The sequence below is a fragment of the Streptomyces tibetensis genome (assembly GCF_040647715.1).
Classification (GTDB): Bacteria; Actinomycetota; Actinomycetes; order Streptomycetales; family Streptomycetaceae; genus Streptomyces; species Streptomyces tibetensis_A.
The window spans coordinates 315,834-333,848 of the sequence record NZ_JBEZCR010000010.1; the positions used below are offsets into that span (position 1 = coordinate 315,834).

Annotated in this window: 16 protein-coding genes; 5 read left to right on the forward strand and 11 right to left on the reverse strand. The window is 72.2% G+C overall.

Annotated features, from left to right (window positions below; all coding sequences use genetic code 11):
* Positions 1-152 precede the first annotated feature (152 nt).
* A complete protein-coding gene (locus AB0B29_RS26950; RefSeq protein WP_362244045.1) occupies positions 153-830 on the reverse strand; it encodes an AIM24 family protein in 678 nt (225 codons plus the stop codon).
* Between the two features lie 244 nt (positions 831-1,074).
* Between AB0B29_RS26950 and AB0B29_RS26955 the strand changes: the two genes are divergently transcribed.
* Complete coding sequence (locus AB0B29_RS26955) at positions 1,075-2,319, forward strand: SGNH/GDSL hydrolase family protein (RefSeq protein ID WP_362244046.1); 1,245 nt, start codon at positions 1,075-1,077, stop codon at positions 2,317-2,319.
* A gap of 174 nt (positions 2,320-2,493) precedes the next feature.
* Here the strand turns inward: AB0B29_RS26955 and AB0B29_RS26960 are convergent, their stop codons facing one another.
* The 4 genes from AB0B29_RS26960 to AB0B29_RS26975 form a co-directional block, all read right to left on the reverse strand.
* Positions 2,494-5,418: a helix-turn-helix transcriptional regulator gene (locus tag AB0B29_RS26960; RefSeq protein WP_362244047.1), complete on the reverse strand. Its 2,925-nt coding sequence runs from the start codon at positions 5,416-5,418 to the stop codon at positions 2,494-2,496.
* Positions 5,419-5,530: 112 nt separating this feature from the next.
* Positions 5,531-5,884, reverse strand: a complete 354-nt coding sequence (locus tag AB0B29_RS26965; RefSeq protein ID WP_362244048.1) for a UBP-type zinc finger domain-containing protein — start codon at positions 5,882-5,884, stop codon at positions 5,531-5,533.
* Positions 5,881-7,326, reverse strand: a complete 1,446-nt coding sequence (locus tag AB0B29_RS26970; RefSeq protein WP_362244049.1) for an ATP-binding protein — start codon at positions 7,324-7,326, stop codon at positions 5,881-5,883. The genes AB0B29_RS26965 and AB0B29_RS26970 overlap by 4 nt, the downstream gene beginning before the upstream one ends.
* Complete coding sequence (locus tag AB0B29_RS26975; protein ID WP_362244050.1) at positions 7,323-8,999, reverse strand: FAD-dependent oxidoreductase; 1,677 nt, start codon at positions 8,997-8,999, stop codon at positions 7,323-7,325. Before AB0B29_RS26975 ends, AB0B29_RS26970 begins: the two co-directional genes overlap by 4 nt.
* Positions 9,000-9,185: 186 nt before the next feature.
* Between AB0B29_RS26975 and AB0B29_RS26980 the strand changes: the two genes are divergently transcribed.
* Positions 9,186-10,067 (forward strand): universal stress protein, encoded by an 882-nt coding sequence (locus AB0B29_RS26980; protein WP_362244051.1) that lies wholly within the window; start codon positions 9,186-9,188, stop codon positions 10,065-10,067.
* Positions 10,068-10,080: 13 nt separating this feature from the next.
* Here the strand turns inward: AB0B29_RS26980 and AB0B29_RS26985 are convergent, their stop codons facing one another.
* The 3 genes from AB0B29_RS26985 to AB0B29_RS26995 form a co-directional block, all read right to left on the reverse strand.
* Entirely contained in the window at positions 10,081-11,313 is a 1,233-nt protein-coding gene (locus tag AB0B29_RS26985) for a DUF4032 domain-containing protein (protein WP_362244052.1), read from the reverse strand.
* Between the two features lie 41 nt (positions 11,314-11,354).
* Positions 11,355-12,101, reverse strand: a complete 747-nt coding sequence (locus AB0B29_RS26990; protein WP_362244053.1) for an MBL fold metallo-hydrolase — start codon at positions 12,099-12,101, stop codon at positions 11,355-11,357.
* Positions 12,102-12,226: 125 nt separating this feature from the next.
* The gene (locus tag AB0B29_RS26995) at positions 12,227-12,850 is read right to left on the reverse strand and encodes an alpha-ketoglutarate-dependent dioxygenase AlkB family protein (RefSeq protein WP_362244054.1); all 624 of its coding nucleotides are present in this window, start codon (positions 12,848-12,850) and stop codon (positions 12,227-12,229) included.
* A 130-nt stretch (positions 12,851-12,980) separates the two neighbouring features.
* On the opposite strand from AB0B29_RS26995, the gene AB0B29_RS27000 reads away from it, so the two are divergent.
* Together AB0B29_RS27000 and AB0B29_RS27005 are read left to right on the forward strand one after the other, a co-directional pair.
* On the forward strand, positions 12,981-13,619 hold the full coding sequence (locus AB0B29_RS27000) for a TetR/AcrR family transcriptional regulator (RefSeq protein ID WP_362244055.1): 639 nt from the start codon (positions 12,981-12,983) through the stop codon (positions 13,617-13,619).
* Positions 13,620-13,636: 17 nt separating this feature from the next.
* Entirely contained in the window at positions 13,637-15,310 is a 1,674-nt protein-coding gene (locus AB0B29_RS27005) for an FAD-binding dehydrogenase (RefSeq protein ID WP_362244056.1), read from the forward strand.
* Between the two features lie 24 nt (positions 15,311-15,334).
* Here AB0B29_RS27005 and AB0B29_RS27010 read toward each other — a convergent pair whose 3' ends face one another.
* A complete protein-coding gene (locus AB0B29_RS27010; protein WP_362244057.1) occupies positions 15,335-15,685 on the reverse strand; it encodes a DUF488 domain-containing protein in 351 nt (116 codons plus the stop codon).
* Positions 15,686-15,831: 146 nt separating this feature from the next.
* Here AB0B29_RS27010 and AB0B29_RS27015 point away from each other — a divergent pair, with 146 nt between their 5' ends.
* The gene (locus AB0B29_RS27015; protein WP_362244058.1) at positions 15,832-16,275 is read left to right on the forward strand and encodes a DUF6098 family protein; all 444 of its coding nucleotides are present in this window, start codon (positions 15,832-15,834) and stop codon (positions 16,273-16,275) included.
* A gap of 137 nt (positions 16,276-16,412) precedes the next feature.
* On the opposite strand, the gene AB0B29_RS27020 is transcribed toward AB0B29_RS27015, so the two are convergent.
* A complete protein-coding gene (locus AB0B29_RS27020) occupies positions 16,413-16,667 on the reverse strand; it encodes a WhiB family transcriptional regulator (protein ID WP_030844076.1) in 255 nt (84 codons plus the stop codon).
* Positions 16,668-16,770: 103 nt separating this feature from the next.
* On the reverse strand, positions 16,771-17,988 hold the full coding sequence (locus tag AB0B29_RS27025) for a saccharopine dehydrogenase family protein (RefSeq protein ID WP_362244059.1): 1,218 nt from the start codon (positions 17,986-17,988) through the stop codon (positions 16,771-16,773).
* Positions 17,989-18,015: the final 27 nt, after the last annotated feature.

Below are 18,015 nucleotides of genomic sequence, written 5' to 3' on the forward strand. Positions count from 1 at the left end.
TGCACACCATCTATACACAGCGCGTATACATGGTGTGTATAGAAGGGTGCGAATCTGCCCCGGCCGCAAGGGCCAGGGCTCACCTGTTGCCGATCAAGACGTCGGCGGAACGGACCGGGTTGCCTGTGAGGCGCAGATCACCTGATGGGTGTTCAGTGCTGGCCCGCTCTGTGCGGTGTCGCCTCGCTCGGCCGGACGACGACGTACCCCTCGCCCTGGAGCATCAGTTGCACCGCCTCGCCCGAGCCACCCCGCAGCATCGACCCGATGGACTGGGAGCGGTGCAGCGAGGTCTGCAGTCCCGCGGTCCAGCCGACGATCGCGTCGGTGTCCACGTACACCGGGGACTGCGGTGCGACCGGGATGACGAGCGGGTTGCCCTCGCACACCAGGCCCAGCTTGCCGTGCCCGGTGAAGACGCTGTTGAACAGGCCGCCGCCGGTGATGCCGGCGCCCTTCACGGTGGCGATGCGGTACGACAACGTCGCGTCGAAACACAGGACGTTGCGGCCGTTGACCGTGAACTCGTCACCGGGTTCGACATCGACGATGAAACAGTTCTGTGCCTCGTGCGCGAACCAGGCCTCGCCCTGCCCTCGCACCGCCATCAACGGCAGGCCCTCCCCGGTGACCGCGCGTTTGAGCATGCCGCCCACGCCCTGTCCCCTGCGCTCGAACTGGAGGTTGCCGCGGTAGGAGATCATCGCTCCCTGCCGGGCGAGCATCTCCCCGTTCACCGTGTACCGGACGCACTTGGCGTTCTCGACCGTCATGCCCGGCGCTACGGCCGGCTGCACCATGTGCTCACTGGAAAAGAGGTCACCCTTCATACCGGCATCCTCGCCCGGAGCGTTTCCCTCCGCCAAGATCAGGCGGGAGGCCGCTTCGCCCGCCCACGGCCCATTGCCACGGCACCGGCCGTGAGGGACGGCACGCTCGCCGAGGAGCACGCCCGTCGAGGCCACCGGCACAGTGAGGGCCGCCTGCACAGTGTTGCCGACCGCACCACTACGGTGTGTACGCCGGGACGACCTCCGCCCGCACCCGCCCCGACCGGCCGAAGGAGCGCCGACGATGCCCCGCACCGCCCGCCCCCGCTGCCGAGCCGCCCTGGCCGCTCTCACCTGCTCCGTCGCGCTGGGCTGCGGGACCGGCACGGTTCCCCAGGCCGGCCGGCCCAGCCCGCCGCCCAGCGCCCCGAGGACCGCCGGGCCCAGTGTGGTCACCTGGGCCTCGTCCGCCGGCCACGTGGGCGAGGCGGCTGACGGGCGCGGTTACCGGATGATGGTGCGCACCAGCGTGGGCGGCAGCGGCCTCAGGGTGCGGCTGTCCAACGCCTTCGGCGACAAGCCGGTGACGTTCTCCAACGTCCACGCGGGCCTGCGGCGGGCAGGTGCCGCACTCGTCCCCGGCAGCAACAGGCGCCTGACCTTCGACGGCGCCCGCTCCGTCACGGTCCCCGCCGGCGGCATGATCTACAGCGACCCGCTGCCCGGCCGCGTTCCGGCCGGGCGCACCCTCGCCGTCAGCATGTACGTGCCCCGGGCGGGCGGCGCCCTCACCGGACACTGGCTTGCGATGCAGACGTCCTACCGGACCGTCGGCGACCACGCGGCGGAGGAAAGCGCGGCCCACTGGAAGCAGCGGACGGGCTCCTGGTTCTATCTCGACGCCGTCACCGTACGGCCGCATGAGAGGACGGGCGCCGTGGCCGCTCTCGGTGACTCCATCACCGACGGCTGGCATTCCACCGTCGACCGGGACCGGCGCTGGCCCGACTTCCTGGCCCGCCGCCTGCGTGAGTCCACCGGCACCCGGGTCGAAGGGGTGGCCAACGCGGGCATCGCCGGGAACAAGGTCCTCCTCGACGGCCCCGGTCAGAGCGCCCTGAACCGCGCGCAGCGCGACGCGCTCTCGCTGCCTGGCGTGCGTACGGTGTTCCTCTTCCAGGGCGTCAACGACATCAAGGCCGAACCCGGCGCCACCGGTGCCGGGCTGATAGCCGGATACCGCAGGCTGATCGACCGGGCGCACGCGGCCGGCAAGTGCGTCGTCGGCGCCACCATCGCCCCCTACAAGGGCTGGCAGGAGTGGGACCCCGCCGGGGAAGCGGTGCGGCGGCAGGTCAACGCCTTCGTCCGCGACAGCGGTGAGTTCGACGCGGTCGCCGACTTCGACCGTGTCCTGCGCAGCCCCGACGACCCCGAGCGGATCCGTCCCGCCTTCGACGGCGGCGACCATCTGCACCCCGACGACCAGGGCATGCGGGCGATGGCCGACGCCGTCGACCTGGACAGCCTCGACTGCGCGGCCGGCTAGGTGTGCTTTCCGGACAGGTTGGTGACGTGGCCGGCTGGTGTTCGGCCGGTCTGAAGGGCGTCGGCCCGCCCTGCGCGAGGCCTCCGCCCCGGACGCGCCCCACGCCCCGTGGCCCGACAGGGGCCGGCCGACGGGGCCTTGGCCGCAGGGCACCTCGGGCGGCTGCCCGGGCGGTCAGCCGGACGTCGTCGGCTCCGGGGCGATCAGGCCCTCGCGGTAGGCGATCGCCACGGCCTCGCCGCGGCTCGACGCGCCCACCTTGGCGAGGATGTTGGAGACGTGGACGCTGGCGGTCTTGCCGCTGATGAACAGCTCCTCGCCGATCTGCCGGTTGCTGCGGCCGAGGGCGAGCAGCCGCAGCACGTCCTGCTCCCGCGCGGTGAGGACGGCGGCCCGGTCGTCGCTGCCGGGCCTGTCCGACAACCGGCCGCGACGGATCAGGTCGTCCACCTGTTCACGCAGCGGCACGGCGCCGAGGCGGTCCGCGGTCTCGCGCACCGCCCGGGCCTCGGACGCCGCCTCCGCGCGCCGCCCGTCCGCCACCAGGGCCTCGGCGTACCGCAGCCGGCACCGCGCCCGCTCGTAGACGTCGCCGTAGCCGAACGCCGTCACCACCCTTGCCCAGGCGGCCGCGTCCGGCCCCGACGTGGCCCTGATCCACTCGGCCTCCGCCCGGGCCAGCCACGCCTGCCCCTCGGGGCCCTGGGGTGTGCCGTCGTCGCGGGTGGCCGTCGTCCGTGCCGCTTCCACCAGTTCGGTCGCGGTGTCCGTCCAGCGCCGGGCTCCGGCCTCGTCACCGGCCGACCGCAGTCCGGCCGCCGCGTCGGCCACCGCCGACAGCGCCAGCGCGGCCAGCCGCACCGTGACGTCCGGGCGGGTGCCCGACTCGTCGACGAGGCTCGAGGCCGTCGCCCGCATCCACCGCACCGCGTCCTCGGGATCGCGGCGCAGCGCCGCCGCGTCGGTGAGCACGATGCCCGCGACGACGGTGGCCATCCAGTCGAACGGCCCCTCCAGCAGGGCACGGGCGCGGTCGGCCGCCGCGAAGTCACCGCGCGCGAGCGTCACGTACAGCGCGGGACCCATCGTGTACCCGCCAGCGGCGGGCAGCACGTCGGCGTCGGCCGCCGCCGCGCGCAGACACTCGTCCCAGCGGCCCAGCACGTTCAGCACCAACAGCCGCAGGTAACGCATCTCCAGCGGGTACGTCGACGACAGCAGCCCGGCGCGCCGGGCCCGGTCCAGGCCCTCCGTCAGCCAGGGCACGCACTCCGCCAGGGCACCGGACTCGTAGCAGCCCATGGCCAGGTTGAACAGGGCGCGCAGCTCCACGGGCGCGTTGCCCGAACTCCGGGCCAGCTCCCGGGCTTCGACCAGCAGCCGTCGGCCCTCCGGGCCGCGCCGCCCCTCGCCGTCGAAAACGGCCAGGGAGATCAGCAGATCCGCCTGGGCGTCGGTGACCCGCAGCCGCTCCGCCACCGCCAGGGCCCGGCGGGCGACCTGGAGCGCGGTCTCGTTCTCCCCGACGTGGCGTGCCGCCAGGACATGCGTGGCCGCCGCCCACACCCACGTCGGGGACGGCGGTTCCTCCGGGATCATCGCCAGGGCTTCGCTGCTGTACGCGAACGCCGCCGCCAGGCTGTCCACGCTCAGCAGGTTCCCGGCGAGGGTGTAGCGGACGCGCGCGGCGAGTTCGGACTCGGCGTCCTGCCCGAGTCCGGCCAGCGCGGACCGGGCGAGGGAGACCGCCCGGTGCAGTTCCCCTGCGTGCGCGGCCGCCGCCGACGCACGCAGCATCAGCGTCACCCGTTCGACGCCCGGGGGCCGGGTCCCGGGTCCGACGGCCGACCACAGGTCGAGGGCCGCTTCGAGGTGCCGTTGTTCCTCGGCCGGCGCCCCGACCCGCCGGGCGTGATCGGCGGCCTCCAGCGACGCGGCCAGCGCCTCGGGGAGATCGTGGCTCTCGCGGTAGTGGTGGGCACGCTCGGCGGCGCTCTCGGCCCGCCCGCGCCCGGCGAGCAGCCGTGCGAACGCGCCGTGCAGCCTCGCCCGCTCCCCGGGCAGCAGATCGGAGTAGACGGCCTCGCGGGCGAGCGCGTGCCGGAACGAGTACGTGTCCCCCTCGCCGGCCACGAGCAACTGCCGGCCCACCGCCTCCCGCAGCGCCGACTCCAGCTCCGCCTCCGGCAGCCCGGCCGCATCCCGCAGCAGGTCGTGCTCCACCCGGCGCCCGGCGACGGAAGCGGTCCGCAGCACCTGCTGCGCCGTCTCGGAGAGCTGCTCGAAACGGATCAGCAGCACCTCGGCGAGTCCACTGGGCACACCACCCGACTCGGTGTCGGTGGCGGCGAGCAACTCCTCCGCGTAGAAGGCGTTCCCCTCGGCCCGCTCCACGATCCGCCGCACCGTGGCGTCCGGCAGCGGCCGCGGCTCCAGGGCCCGCACCAGCCGGTCCACATCGGGATCGGCCAGCGGCCGCAGTTCCATTCGCTCGACGACCGGCAGTCGTACCAGCTCCGCCAGCAGTGGCCGCAGCGGATGCCGGCGGTGCAGGTCGTCGGCCCGGTACGAGGCGAACACCGCCAGCCGGTGCCGGAGCACGCCCCGGCCCAGCAGGAACCGCAGCAGATCCCGCGACGACTGATCCGCCCAGTGCAGGTCCTCCAGCACGAGCAGCAGCGGCGTGACCTCCGCGACCTCGGCCAGCAGCCCCGCCATGCCCTCGAACAGCCGCAACCGTCCGTCCACGTCCCGCACGGAGCCGGTCCCGGCCCCCAGCAGCCGCTCGACCACGGGATGTCCGGCGAGAGCACCGGCGAACCTCTCATCGGAGGCCAGCACCCCGAGGATCTCGGTGAACGGGAGGTAGGGCAGCCCGACGTCACCGAGATCCACACAGTGTCCCGTGAGTACGGTCATGCCCGTCGCGGCGGCCTGCCTCCCCACCTCGTCGAGCACCCGGGTCTTGCCGACCCCGGCGTCCCCGGCGATCAGCACGGCCCTGGCCTCACCGCCGCGCGCACGCTCCAGTACGCCGGAGAGGCGCGTCAGTTCGCCGCTCCGCCCGACGACGGGCGTGGCCGATGACGCCTGCTGCACAGAACCAACTTTCTTTCAGGGGCGTGAGACGTGCACAGGGTGCGGCTCCGCCGCGTGGCGCGATCGACCACCGACGAGACGCGGCCGCCGTGCGTCCGAAAGCCCCGATCTCTCAGGAGCGCAGAACCTTCGCCCAGTCAGCGGGCACCCGCCCCGCCGGCCCCGGTGTCGGCTGGTCGACCGGATGGCTCGCCGGCTCCGCCAGCTCCGGCCCACCCTCGTACAACTCGTTCGTCTCATAGTTCCAGTACCAGTCCTCACCCGGCTCGAAGCTCTGCACGAACGGATGCCCGGTCTCCCGGAAATGCCCCGTCGCGTGCTTCGCCGGCGAACTGTCACAACACCCCACGTGCCCGCACTGCGCGCACCGCCGCAGATGGAACCACCATCCCCCGGCCGCGTCGCACTCGGCGCACCCGCTGCCGCTGGGCCGCGCTGCCGGGTCGATGCCGTTCTCGCCACTCATGCAGACTCCTCCTCGACCGCTGTCAGCGGCAGCAGTACCTGGAACCGTGTGTCCCCGGGCTCCGACTCCACCCGGATGGTGCCGTGGTGCTTGTTGACCACGATCCGCCAGGAGATGTCGAGCCCCAGTCCGGTCCCCTCGCCCACCGGTTTGGTGGTGAAGAAGGGATCGAAGATCCGCTCCCGGTCCTCGGCCGGGATGCCGACGCCCGTGTCGCGGAACTCCACCAGCAGCCGGTCGTGTTCCGCCGCCGTCCGCACGGTCAGCGTCCCGTCCCCGCCCGCACCGTTCATCGCCGCGACCGCGTTGTCGATGAGGTTCGTCCACACCTGGTTGAGCTCCGCGGGATACGCGGGGATCTTCGGCAGCGTACGGTCGTAGTCCTTGACGACCTCGATCCGCTTGCCGATCTTGCCGGACAGCATCAGCAGGGTGGAATCGAGGAGTTCGTGCACGTCGGCGTTCTGGAAGGGCGCGCGGTCGAGCTGCGAGTACTGCTTCGCCGCGTCGACGAGATGCGAGATGCGGGCGGTCGAGTCGTTGATCTCGTCCATCAGCAGCTCGGTCTCGACGGTGTAGTTGAGCCATCCGATCGCGCTCGGCAGGATGTCCTCGTCCACCGCCGCCGCGACCTGGTCCAGCCAGTCCACGTCGAGGCCGGCCTGGACGAAGGTCGGCGCGATCCGCCAGCCCTCCTCGATGCCCCGGTCGTCCAGCCAGTCGGTCACGGCGTCCTCCCGGTCGGACGCCTCCAGCGGACTGAGCGTGGGTGCCTTGGCGACCCGCTCGGCCGTGCGCTCCTGGATGTCGATGAGGTTCGCCATGACCTCGGGCGAGTACGAACCCTGCGCGATGACCGCCAGCTTGTGGCGCATCTTGCCCACCCGCTCCCGCAGGGTCGCCGTCGCCCGCACGGCCGCAGCGGCGGGGTTGTTCAGCTCGTGCGTGAGCCCCGCGGACAACGAGCCCAGCGCCAGCAGCCGTTCGCGCTGCCCGATGGCCCGCTGGGTGCTCTTCGAGCCGAAGAACAGCCCCTCCAGCAGATGCACCGCCATCGGGAACCACTCCTGCATGATGCCCGCGAAGGTGTCGGCGGGCAGCACGAAGAAGCGCGTCGGCTCCGTGACACGCATGGAGTTGTTGTAGACCTGCCGCACCCGGTCGCCCAGGTACGCCTGCATGGACCCCGCGTACACCCCGCGCTGCGAGGTCCGGGTCACCTCCACGTCGTCCCCGCCGACCCGGCGGTACAGCACGACCGTGCCTTCGAGCATCACGTAGAAGCAGGTCGCGGGCTCGCCCTCGGTGTACACCGGCCCGGGCTCGAACCGCTCCACCCGCCCCTCGCTGCACAGCCTGCCGAGCTGCTCGGGCGTGAGCTTCTCGAACAGGAACAGCGCCCCGATCTCCTGCGGGTTGCAGGGCACCGCCTGCCCGCTCACGACTGCTCCAGATACCGGTGGACGAGCATCACGGCCATGGCTCCCTCTCCGACGGCGGACGCGACCCGCTTCGCGGACTCCGAGCGGGCGTCGCCCGCCACGAACACGCCGGGCACATTGGTCTCCAGGTGGTACGGCGGCCGGTCCAGCTCCCAGCCCTCCGGGGGCCGGCCGTCGGCGCTCAGGTCGGGCCCGGCCAGGATGAACCCGCGCTCGTCCCGCAGCACCGTCCCGTCCAGCCAGCCGGTCAGCGGGGCGGCGCCGATGAACACGAACACCCACTGCGCGTCGACCTGTTCGGTCTGCCCGCTGTCCACGTCCCGCAGGGTCAGCCGCTCCAGCCGGCCGTCGCCGTGCGCGGACTCGACGACCGTGCGGGCCCGGACCTGGATGTTGGGCGACTCCTCGATCTGCCGGACCAGATAGTGCGACATCGACGCCGTCAGTGACTCGCCGCGCACCAGCAGCGTCACCGACTTGGCGCCCCGGGACAGGTACATCGCTGCCTGCCCCGCGGAGTTGGCGCCGCCGACGATGTACACGTCCTGGTCCTGGCAGGAGGGCGCCTCGGTGAGGGCCGATCCGTAGTACACCCCGCAGCCGGTCAGTTCCTCGCACCCGGGCGCCGCCAGCTGACGGTAGGACACCCCGGTCGCCAGGATCACGCTGTGCGCAGCGACCGCCGAGCCGTCGGAGAAGCGTACGACCCGGGCGGCGCCGTTGACCTCCAGCGCCGTCACCTCGCGCGCGGTGAGGATCTCGGCGCCGAACTTCGTCGCCTGCCGCCGGGCCCGGTCGGTGAGCTGCGCCCCCGACACGCCGTCGGGGAAGCCGAGGTAGTTCTCGATGCGCGAGCTCTGTCCCGCCTGCCCGCCGGTCGCCGACCGCTCCACCAGCACGGTCCGCAAACCCTCGGAGGCGCCGTAGACGGCCGCGCCGAGCCCGGCGGGGCCGCCGCCGATGACGACCAGGTCGTAGAAGTCGGCCGTCGGGGCCGTCGCCAGCCCCACGCGGGCGGCGAGGTCGACGGCTTCCGGCTCGACCAGCGGTGTCCCGTCCGGCGTGATCACCACCGGCAGCCGCAGCCCGTCCTCGCCCGCCGCGGCCAGCAGCCGCCGCCCCTCCGGCTCGTCGGAGGAGTACCAGCGGTAGGGCACCTGGTTGCGGGCCAGGAACTCCCGCACGTCCGAGGAACGCGACGACCAGCGGTGTCCCACGACCTTGGTGCTGGGCACGGGCCGGAAGTCGCTGGACCGCCACGCCTGGAGCAGATCGTCGAGGACCGGGTACAGCTTCTCCTCGGGCGGGTCCCACGGCTTGAGCAGATAGTGGTCGAGGTCGACGACGTTGATCGCGTCGATCGCGGCGTTCGTGTCCGCGTACGCGGTGAGCAGTACGCGCCGCGCGCCCGGGTAGACGTCGAGGGCCTGTTCGAGGAACTCGATGCCGTTCATCTGCGGCATCCGGTAGTCGGCCAGGATCACGGCCACGAGATCACCGCGCAGCTTCAGCTCTCGCAGCGCGTCCAGCGCGGACGCGCCGGACTCCGCCCGCACGATCCGGTACGACGCGCCGTACCGCCGCCGCAGGTCCCGGGCCACGGCCCGGGAGACACCCGGGTCGTCGTCCACGGTCATGATGACGGTCCGCGCCGAATCGGCGGCCTGTGCCATACGTCCCCCACACCGGGCGGTCGACTCACGGCACGGCGTCCCCGGGGCACCGCGCCGACCTTTGCCCATCGTATGTTCGATCGCCGCGCGGCGCTCCGATAAGGAGATCGGCGACGACGGGCGCGGGCACCGGCGGCGGTGGTGAAGACTGGGCGGCACAGTGACCACTCCCAGGGAGGCAGCCGGATGACACGCCCGATCACCGCAGGGGTCGACGGATCGCAGGAGAGCCTCGCGGCCCTCGCCTGGGCGGCGCGGGAGGCCGTCCGGCGCGACCGGCCGCTGCGTGTGGTGCACGCCTGGCGGGTCCAGACGCCGGAGCTGATCGAGACAGCGGTCGCCGGGGACGCGGACAGCCAGGCCGAGTGGGTCCACGGCGCGGTGACCGAGGCCGTCGGGACCGTCACCGCACAGCACCCGGATCTCGCGGTGACCACCGATGTCATCGAGGCTGCGGCGGCCGACACCCTGGTCGCCGCCGCGGCCGACGCCGAGATGCTGGTGCTCGGCTCGCGCGGACACGGCCGCGTCGTCGGGTTCCTGCTCGGCTCCATCGGCCAGCAGGTGGTCGCCGAGGCCGTCCGGCCCGTGGTGCTGGTCCGGGCCGGCGACCAGCCCTCGTCCGAGGCGGCCGGGCGGGAGATCGTGGTGGGCCAGCAGGGGGACCCGGAGGACAGCGCCGAAGCGCTTCGCTTCGCCTTCGAGACGGCCGCCGCGCGGGGAGCGACCGTGCGGGTCGTACGGGCCTGGAGCCTGCCGCCGGTCTTCGCCTACAGCCCGGGGTCGCTGAAGCTCCTGGACGAGGCCGGGGGACTGGAGCCGTACGAGCAGAAGAGCCTGGCCGCCGCGGTCCGTCCGCTGCGGGAGCGCTTCCCCGACGTACCGGTCGAGGAGCACGTGGAGATGGGCAGCGCGAGTCAGGTGCTGCTGTCGGTGGCCGGGACGGCCCAGCTGATGGTCGTCGGCCGCCGGGCGCACCGCACGGCCGTCGGGGCGCGCATCGGCTCGGTGGCGCACGGGATGCTGCACCACGCCGACTGCCCGGTGGCGGTGGTGCCGCCCGTGTGAGGGCCACGGCCCCTCACTCCGTCGTCGGCTGCAGCGTCTTCCTGGCTTTGGGCAGGATGTTCTCGATGTAGTCCTCGACCACCGCGTCGAGGCCGATGTCGTGCTGGGCCCGCTCGGACAGGTACCAGCGGTGTTCGAGGAGCTGGTGGTAGATCTCGGCCGGGTCCATCGCGCCGCGCAGTTCGAGCGGCACGGCCCGCACGGTCGGCCGGAAGACCTCGCGGACCCAGCGGTGGGCGAGGACCTCGGGGCGTGCTCCCAGGGGGTCGCCGGGCGCGTAGTCGTCCTGGGTCGCCATCCAGCTCTCCAGGTCGTTCAGCAGCCGCCGGGCCTGGTTCTCCTCCGTGTCCAGCCCGGTCAGACGCAGCAACTGCCGCTGGTGGTGGCCCGCGTCGACGACCTTGGGCACGAAGCTGACCGTGTCGCCGTTCGAGGCGTGCTCGATCTGCATCTCCGCGACGTCGAACCCGAGGTCGTTCAGGCGGCGGATCCGGCGTTCTATGTAGTGGTACTTGCCCGCCGGGTAGACGGAGGCCCGGGTCAGCTCGTCCCACAGGCTGCGGTAGCGGGCGCAGATCTCCATGCCGAACTCGATCGGGTCCACCGACGGGTGCAGCGCCCCGGACGCCTCCAGGTCCAGCAGCTCCCCGCTGATGTTCACCCGGGCGAGGTCGAGGTCGTACTCGCGCTGTCCCGTGCTGAGCTGCGGATGCAGGTCACCGGTCTCGGCGTCCACCAGGTACGCGGCGTAGGCGCCCGCGTCGCGCCGGAAGAGGGTGTTGGACAGCGAGCAGTCGCCCCAGGCGAACCCGGCCAGGTGCAGCCGCACCAGCAGCACGGCGAGCGCGTCCATGAGCCGGTGCATGGTGGCCGGGCGCATGGTCGTCTCGAACATCGAGCGGTACGGCATCGAGCCGCCCAGGTGCCGGGTGACCAGGACGCTCTCCAACGGGACGCCGCTCGGGTCGGTGCGGCCGGTGACCACGGCCAGCGGGTCCACCGACGGGATGCCGAGCCGGTCCAGGTCCCGCAGCATGTCGTACTCGCGCAACGCCGGGCGCTCCGCCAGCTCCTTGACGGCGATCACCTCGTCGCCCGCCCGGGAGTAGCGCACCACGTGCCGGGAGATGCCGCGCGGCAGCGGCACCAGGTACTCCTCGGGCCACTCCTCCAGAGGCACGTCCCATGGCAGTTCGAGCAGGAGCGCGGGGTGCTCCGGGTTGGTCGCGCTGATCTGCAGTGCCATGGGCCGGGTGTCCTTGTCTCGCCGCCGATCGTCACATCAGATTAGAGGGCCCGTTCCCGGGCCCGGAGGGCGGCGTCCCGCACCGGCCCGCGGTGGACCGGTCCGTGCCCGGGGAGCAGCAGCTCGCCCTCCAGTTCGGCCAGGACGTCCAGCGAGGCCAGGGCCCGCGGCCGCTCGTGGTGGAACATGTCCGGCAGCAGCTGCGGCCCCTCGATGCGTGCCGTGGGGTGCCCGCTGACCAGGGCGTCCCCGGAGATCAGCGCGCCGGTGCCGGGCAGGTGGTAGGCGCAGTGCCCGTCGGTGTGACCCGGTGTGTGCACCGGCACCGGCCGCCCGGGCAGGTCCAGGGCGCCGGCCCGCGGGAACGGCTCGGGGGCCAGGACCGGGTTGTGGGTCGTGCCGCCTGAGCGCAGCGCGTGCACCGCCCAGGGGAGCACGCCCGGTCGCCAGCCGTTGCCCAGCACTGTCCCGAGGGACACCTGGTGCAGGAAGTCGCGCCGGGCGTGCGGCACTTCGGCCTCGTGCAGGTACACCGGCGTGCCGTAGGTGCTGCGCAGGTACTCGGCGGAGCCCAGGTGGTCGTTGTGGGCGTGGGTGATCAGCACGGCCGCGACCGCCTCCGGGGAGCCGCCCACCTCGGCGAGTGACGCGAGGACCTGCTCCCGGTCACCCGGATACCCGGTGTCGACCAGCGTCACGGCGTCCCCCTCGGTGAGGATCACCCAGTTGGTGTTGGAGCCGTGCACCAGATAGGTGCCCTCCGCGACGTGCTGTACGTCCGCCCGCATGATCGCCCTGCCCCCGTGTGGTTTCCGCTACCGGCCCGACGGGAGAAGGAAAGCAGACGCGGTGGCGTTCGCAATCGCCGGGTCCGCCCCAAGGGGGTCGTGCTGCGCGGTTGTTCGGTCCGCCGTCAGCGCACGCCGTGCGGGCGGAACTGGATGCTGATGCGCGGCCCCGTGGCCCGGGTGCTCTTGGGGATCGCGTGCTCCCAGGTGCGCTGGCAGGAACCGCCCATCACCACCAGGTCGCCGTGGCCCAGCGGACGGCGCACGGTTTCGTGGCCGCCCCGCACCGGGCGCAGCAGCAGGTCCCTGGGCGCTCCCACCGACAGGATCGCGACCATGGTGTCCTCGCGCGCACCGCGCCCGATCCGGTCACCGTGCCAGGCCACACTGTCCCGGCCGTCGCGGTAGTAGCAGAGCCCGGCCGTGGTGAACGGCTCGCCCAGCTCCTCGCCGTAGTGGGCGCTCAGCGCGTCCCTCGCCTGCGCCAGCACCGGGTGCGGCAGCGGATCGTCCACGCCGTAGAAGGCGAGCAGGCGCGGGACGTCGACCACGTGGTCGTACATCGTGCGTCGCTCGGCCCGCCACGGGACCTCGGCCGCCAGCCGTTCGAACAGTTCGTCCGAGCCGCTGAGCCACCCGGGAAGCACGTCGAGCCAGGCGCCCAGGCCGAGGTCCGTCCGCCTGATCCCGTCCAGAGGACCGAGCCGCAGCTCATCGGCCTGGTCGAAGAGGGAGCCCTGGAGGTGCATACCACCAGCGTACCTCGGAATCGAAAATGTGTTCCATGGAGAGATCGCTCTTTCGATACGTTGATGTATCCAATACAGTCCTGTATCGAAATGGCCGAAGGCATCGAAGGTATCGGTGGGAGGGCAGGGCATGGCGGCCGACGGAACCACCGGACGCGTGACCAGGCGCCGGGTGCACACCCGCGCCAACCTCCTCGGGGCGGCGTTCTCCGTGTTCGCGGCCAAGGGATTCGGCCACGTCTCGATCGAGGAGGTCTGCGAGGCCGCCGGCTACAGCAGGGGTGCCTTCTACTCCAACTTCTCCAGCCTCGACGAGCTGTTCTTCGCCCTCTACCAGGAGCGGGCCGACGTGATCGCCGCGCAGGTCTCCGGAGCCCTCGCCCTCGACGGGCCCGACCTCGACGTGCCCGCCGCCGTGGACCGCGTCACCGACGTGCTGCTCCTCGACCGCGACTGGCTCCTGGTGAAGACGGACTTCCTCGTACACGCCGCCAGGGACCCGGAGGTGGCGCGCAGCCTGCTCGAACACCGGGCGCGACTGCGGCGGGCCATCGCCGACCGGCTCGGCCGGGCCCGCGGGCACACCGCACTGCCCGCCGTGCTGGGCGACATCGACGACGCCGCCCACGCCGTCGTCGCCGCGTACGACGGTGTCACCACGCAACTGCTGCTGGACCGGGACCTCGAGCACGCCCGCGTCTGGCTGAAGCAACTGCTCACGGCCCTGCTGACCGACGGCAGCGGCACCCCCGATCACACGAAGCACTGAGGAAGGGAACGGTCGCCATGGATGCCGATGTCATCGTCGTCGGAGCGGGTCTCGCCGGCCTGGTCGCGGCGCACGAACTGACCAGCAAGGGCCGGCGGGTCGCCCTCGTCGACCAGGAGAACGCGGGCAACCTCGGCGGCCAGGCCTTCTGGTCCTTCGGCGGGCTGTTCCTCGTCGGCTCGCCGGAGCAGCGGCGCCTGGGCGTCAAGGACTCCTTCGACCTCGCCTGGAGCGACTGGCGGGGCAGCGCCGGCTTCGACCGGCTGGAGGACGAGGACTCCTGGGCCGTGCGCTGGGCCCGCGCCTACGTCGAGTTCGCGGCGGGGGAGAAGCGGTCCTGGCTCGACGGGCACGGCATCACGTTCCTGCCCACCGTCGGCTGGGCCGAACGCGGCGACCTCACCGCGCACGGGCACGGCAACAGCGTGCCCCGCTTCCACGTCGCCTGGGGCACCGGCACCGGCGTCGTGGAACCGTTCGTGCGGTACGCCAAGCAGGCCGCCCGCGACGGACTGCTCACCTTCCACCACCGCCACCGAGTCGACGCGCTCGTCGTCGAGGACGGCTCCGCCCGGGGCGTGCGCGGCACGCTCCTGGCCGAGGACTGCGCACCGCGGGGCGTCGCCTCCAGCCGCGAGGCGATCGGCGCGTTCGAACTGACCGCCCAGGCCGTCATCGTCACCAGCGGCGGCATCGGCGCGAACCACGACATCGTGCGCCGCTACTGGCCGGAACGCCTCGGCACCCCGCCGCGCGAGATGGTCACCGGCGTCCCCGCCCATGTCGACGGACGGATGCTCGACATCAGCGCCGAGGCGGGCGTCCGGCTGGTCAACCGCGACCGCATGTGGCACTACACCGAGGGCCTGCAGAACTGGGACCCGATCTGGCCCGGCCACGGCATCCGCATCCTGCCCGGACCGTCCTCGATGTGGTTCGACGCCCTCGGCCGCCGCCTGCCCGGGCCGTACCTGCCCGGCTACGACACCCTGGGCACCCTGAAGCACCTGCGCACCACCGAGGACATCGCCGGGTTCGACCACTCCTGGTTCATCCTCACGCAGAAGATCATCGAGAAGGAGTTCGCGCTGTCGGGCTCCGAGCAGAATCCCGACATCACCGCCAAGGACCGCGCCGGATTCCTCAAGGAACGCATCCTCGGCAAGGGCGCGCCCGGACCGGTCGACGCGTTCCTGCGCAAGGGCGCCGACTTCGTGACCGCGGGCAGCGTCGAACAGCTCGTCGCGAAGATGAACGAACTCACCGACGAGCCGCTCCTCGACGCGGCCGTGATCAAGCGCCAGATCGAGGCCCGCGACCTGCAGATCGCCAACCCCTACACCAAGGACGCGCAGGTACAGGGCATCCGCAACGCCCGCCGCTACATCGGCGACCGCCTCGGCCGGGTCGCCACCCCGCATCGCATCCTCGACCCGGCGGCCGGACCGCTGATCGGCGTCAAGCTGCACGTCCTCACCCGCAAGACCCTCGGCGGCATCCAGACCGACCTCGACTCGCGGGCACTCGGGACCGACGGCAAGCCGATCGACGGACTGTACGCGGCCGGCGAGGTCGCCGGATTCGGCGGCGGCGGCGTCCACGGCTACAACGCCCTGGAGGGCACTTTCCTCGGTGGCTGCCTCTTCTCGGGCCGGGCGGCGGGGCGGGCGGCCGCCAAGCAGACCGCCTGACGTGAAGGGGTTGGTCCGCTCCCCTCAGGATTCGAGGAGGCGGGCCAGCACGGTGGCGTGGCTCTGCTCGGGCGTCTTGGACGCGGTCAGCAGGGTCACGTCGCCCCTGCGGACCAGATCGCGCACGCTGTCGAGCGCCTCGGCGGCCTCGTCGGCGGCGAGCTCCGCCTCGTACCGCTCGGCGAACTCCTCGTACGTGCCCTCACCGGCGTGATACCAGCGGCGCAGCTCCGTCGAGGGGGTGAGCGCCTTCGGCCACTCGTCCACCCGCGCCGCGTCCTTGGCCAGGCCGCGCGGCCACAGCCGGTCCACCAGGACCCGCGCACCGTCCTCCGGCTCGGCGGGATCGTAGACACGGCGCACGCGCACGCTCATGGTCGTCTCCTCTCCGTGGCGGTACGGGTGTGCCGCGAGCCTAACCCCGCCCTGGCGTCCGCACCGCCCGGTACCGAACGGCCGGTTCCGCTCGTGCCGGGCGGGTACTCCGTCCGCCTGACCACGTCGAGGAAGGAGGTCATGGCATGAGTGCACAGGACGATCTGCGGGTCGTACGGTCACTCGACGAACTCGCCGGGCTCGTCGAACGGCACCGGGGCCTGTACGTCCGCTGGTCGCGCGGCCCGGAGACCGATCTCCGCGAGGTGTCCAGCACCGATGACCTGACGGGCGTGCCCCTGCCGGGGCTGTCCGCCAGCCCGCTCGGCGTCGAGGAGTGGTGGGAGGGCCGGCCGGTGCGGGTCTGGGTGGCCCGCCGCCTGCACGACTACGCGCACCTTCCGCACGACAAGGGGCCGGGAGTGCACCCCTGGGTGCTCACCGGCAAGGAGATCGCCCGCGGGCCCGACAACGAACCGCTGGTCATCGACGTCCGCCCGATGTGCCGGCTCGACCAGCGGGTGATCGACGAGGCGAAGGCGGAGGTGGCCCGGCAGGAACATCCCTGGGGGCCGCTGCGACGCAGCTAGAGTCCGTCGTTCGGAGATGTCGCGGGCCTTGGCGGGCACACGAAAGGGCCCGGTGCCGCGGCGGGCGGCGTTCACCGTCAAGGAGTGGTGAACGTCGCCCGCTGCGGCACCAGGACACCCAGGGGTGGTGGGCGGTGTCAGCCGGAGCGGCGGCGGGCGGCCGTGCGGCGCTTCAGCGCACGCCGTTCGTTCTCGCTCGTCCCGCCCCACACGCCGATGGACTGCCCGGTGTCCAGGGCCCATTGGAGGCACTGCTCCTGCACGGGGCAGCGCCGTCGGCACACGGCCTTGGCCTGCTCGGTCTGCAACAGGGCCGGGCCGGAGGTACCGATCGGAAAGAAGAGCTCGGGGTCCTCGTGCCGACAGGCAGCGTGGTCTCGCCAGTTGTCCATCGAAGTCACCTGCATCGCAGTAGAAACGTGCTCTCTCGGATGCTTACTCTCTTTCGGGTGACCTGTCGATGCCAGGTGAAACAGGGCGTTCCAGGACAGTCGTTCACTGCTCCCGCATGCCCCAGGGGGAGCCGTAGTCCGTCAGCAGGTCCAGGAACGGCCGGGCGGGGAAGGCCTCCGGGCCGAGTACGCCGGCCCCGGACCAGGCGCCCGTAGCGAGGAGTTCGAGCGCTACGACGGGGTTGACCGCCGTCTGCCACACCACGGCCTGGGAGCCGTACTCGGTCATGGACCACTGGTTGTCGACCACGTGGTAGAGGTACACCTCGCGCGGCTCACCGTCCTTCACGCCCCGCACCCAGGTCCCCGCACACGTCTTGCCGTGCATCCGCTCGCCCAGCGTCGCGGGGTCGGGCAGGCACGCGGCGACCACGTCCCGGGGCGAGACCTTCACCGGTCCGTCCGGCCCGGGCACGGTCACCGGGTCGGTGCGGTCCAGGCCCAGCAGGTGCAGGGTCCGCAAGGTCTCGACGAACTCCCGGCCCAGGCCGTACTTGAAGGTCACCCGGCGGGCGTCTACCCAGCGCGGGACGAGCAGCACCTCCTCGTGCTCCACGTTCACGCACTCGACCGGGCCGATGCCCTCGGGGAAGTCGAAGACCTCGGGCTCGCTGAACGGCTCGGTGGTGAACCAGCCCTTCCCGTCCTCGTAGACGACCGGCGGGTTGAGGCACTCCTCGATGGTGGTCCAGATGCTGAACGAGGGCGCGAAGTCGTAGCCGTCGACGGCCAGGTTCGCGCCGTCGCGGATGCCGATCTCCTCGATCTCGTCCAAGAGTTCGTCGGCGGCGTACCGTGCGAACACGTCCGACAGACCCGGCTCCACCCCCATCCCGACGAGGGCCAGCAGCCCCTCCTTCTCCCAGTCCGCGGCCTGCGCGAACTGCTCGTCGCCGAGCTTGACCCCACACTCCTCGTACGGCCGGTCGGCGTGCGGGCGGGACAGCGACATCGCCATGTCGAGGTAGGTGGCGCCCGCGGACCGGGCCGCGCGGAACAGGGGCATCACGAAGCGGGGGTCGGTGGCGTTGAGGAGGACGTCGCAGCGGTGCCGGGCGAGCAGGCGCGCGACGGCACTCTCGTCGCTCGCGTCGACCTGTTCCGCCGTGAAGCGCGCGTCGTCGCCGAGCGCCGCGACCGCCGCCGCGGCGCGGTCCGGGTCGTAGTCGGCCACCACCATGGCCTCGAAGAACGGCCGCCGGGTCGCGATCCGGGTGATGGCGCCGCCCACTCCACCGGCTCCCACGAGCAGTACACGCATGACAGAAACTCCCTATTTGCGAAGAAC